2 protein-coding genes are annotated in these 1856 nt (G+C 38.8%); both read left to right on the forward strand.

All coding sequences use genetic code 11. The annotated features are described in order from the left end of the window. Nucleotides 1-635, forward strand: a 635-nt coding sequence (locus G468_RS23540; protein ID WP_026824075.1) for a replication protein, incomplete at its 5' end; no start/stop codon positions are given. A gap of 234 nt (nucleotides 636-869) precedes the next feature. After that, nucleotides 870-1856: replicative DNA helicase (locus tag G468_RS0117370; RefSeq protein WP_034250433.1), on the forward strand; the 987-nt coding region annotated here is incomplete at its 3' end.

A 1856-nucleotide genomic window follows, 5' to 3' on the forward strand; every position in this document is an offset into this window, starting at 1 on the left:
GAATTACGAATACACAAATTGCAGAAATAACAGGTATACATCATACCCATGTTTGTAAAGCAAAGAATGAAATGATTTCAATGAATATCTTAATCCTGGAAAAGGGAAGAATAGGAATTAACAAAAAAATATTTGAGTGGAATTTTAATATTAGCCAAAATAGCAAAAAATTAGCCAATTCAGCTAATGATAATAAATTAGCTAAGTCAGCTAATAAAAGTTTAGCCAAGTTAGCTAATGTTAGGTTAGCTGAGTCAGCTAAACACAAAAGAAATATTTTAAAGAAAAAAGAAAATACTCCCCTAACCCCTCACGAGGGGAATGATGAGAAATTAATTTCTAACAATCGAAAAACCAAAATCCCCTATCAGGAAATCCTACAAGTTTACAACGAGACGGTAGGTGACAGATTACCCAATGCTGAATCACTGAACGACAAACGAAAACGGGCTATTGGTAAATTCTGGAAAGAACTCAAAAACCCTTCGGTTGATGCTGCCAGAAACTATTTTGAAGTATTTGTTGAAACAGCAAACCCGTGGTATTTCGGAGAAAATGACCGAGGCTGGCGAGCAAGTTTTGATTATCTGCTAAGGCCTGACACGGTAACAAAAACTAGGGAAGGGGCGTTATGAGTTATCAAGTGGTCATTCAGTCAAGGAGGACAGAGCGAATGACCGAAGTTAAAAGTTAGCATTTTTACCTCAGGTTTAAAATTCAATCTCAATTTGCTATTCAGATACCCGTTTAAAATACACCCCTTTTCATTCTAAACCGTTTTCTCGATAAAAACGTATTATTCTCACCACTAAAATTTTATCGCTGCTCAGAATGCGATACAGCGCGTTTTAGATTTAAGGAATGACCCGATGAGATATAGTATTAATCAAGTACCTAATAACATCGCTGCTGAGCAAAGTGTTATTGGTGGTTTGTTGATAGACCCAATGAGCGATAATGCTTCAAAGGTGTTTTCACTGCTAAGCCCTGATGATTTTTATGCCACGCACCACCGATTGATTTATGCAGAAATGCGCGCGATGAGCCGGAGACGTCAGGCAATCGATATCATCACGGTGGATGAAGCGTTGTCTAAATCAGGGATGGCTAAAAAGGCCGGTGGATTTGCCTATCTTGCTGAGATAGCCAAAAATATCCCGAGTGCCGCAAACATCGTCAGTTACGCAAAAAGTATCAAAGAGTGTGCAGTAGAACGCTATACGGTTGAAAAAACCATTGAGATTCAACAACTGTTTATTCAGCCTAATACGCTAGAATTTAGTGATAAAATTGATATGGCGCAACGTCTGATTGATGAAGCAGCAAAGTTTGGCAAAGTGGGTTACAAAACAGGGCTTAGCCGGATTGATGATGTATTGGACAATACGTTTACAGAGATTTGTAACCGTCAGGATAATCCTGAAAAGGATTGTGGACTCAAAACAGGATTTAGGGACTTTGACGACTTGCTTAAACCCAAACAAATCGTTAATGGTTCGCTGTTTGTTATTGGGGCACGCCCCAAGGTGGGTAAAACGACTGTACTTACTGAAATGGCGAGAAATGTGTCAAATCAAGGGAAAGTGGTGCTGTTGTTTAGCATGGAAATGACGGATAGCCAATTAGCCGAGCGCATGTTAAGTCAACAATCCAATCTTAATTCAAATCGGTTTTATGAGAAACTGGCAGAGCACGAATGGGATGAGCTGAGTAATGCAATGGGTAGACTCAAACAGTGCCCAAATATCTGGATTGATGATACGCCAGCGATGACTTTGCATCACATACAATCAGAATGTCGTAAAATAAAACGTAAAATAGGCGATATTGGGTTTATTGGCGTTGATTATTTAACA

This window comes from Arsenophonus nasoniae DSM 15247 (assembly GCF_000429565.1).
Taxonomy (GTDB): domain Bacteria; phylum Pseudomonadota; class Gammaproteobacteria; order Enterobacterales; family Enterobacteriaceae; genus Arsenophonus; species Arsenophonus nasoniae.